Below are 262 nucleotides of genomic sequence, written 5' to 3' on the forward strand. Positions count from 1 at the left end.
TATGCTTGAAGTGATGTCTTCTATTGACGGTTATAAAAACCTGTCAGAGAGCAATGATTACGTACCGCGTCCGGCATCACGTCCGGTGACGAAATTTGAACAACGTGGTCATCGTCTTGGTCACGGAGTATGGGACTTAATGTTCGAGAGGGTGAAATAATGGCAAAGAACCGTAGCCGTCGTCTGCGTAAAAAAATGCACATCGACGAATTCCAGGAATTAGGATTTTCGGTGGCATGGCGATTCCCGGAAGGTACATCGG

2 protein-coding genes are annotated in these 262 nt (G+C 46.9%); both read left to right on the forward strand.

Going from position 1 to position 262, the window contains the following annotated elements:
* Positions 1 to 13 precede the first annotated feature (13 nt).
* A complete protein-coding gene (locus tag FN960_RS24295) occupies positions 14 to 160 on the forward strand; it encodes a class I SAM-dependent methyltransferase (protein WP_260682105.1) in 147 nt (48 codons plus the stop codon).
* Positions 160 to 262 (forward strand): 50S ribosome-binding protein YggL (locus FN960_RS24300; protein WP_119175012.1); only part of this gene is annotated, 103 nt, incomplete at its 3' end. The genes FN960_RS24295 and FN960_RS24300, both read left to right, overlap by 1 nt.

Origin of the sequence: Alkalicoccobacillus porphyridii (genome assembly GCF_007293315.1) — a bacterium.
In the GTDB taxonomy this organism is placed as follows: Bacteria; Bacillota; Bacilli; order Bacillales; family Bacillaceae_D; genus Alkalicoccobacillus; species Alkalicoccobacillus porphyridii.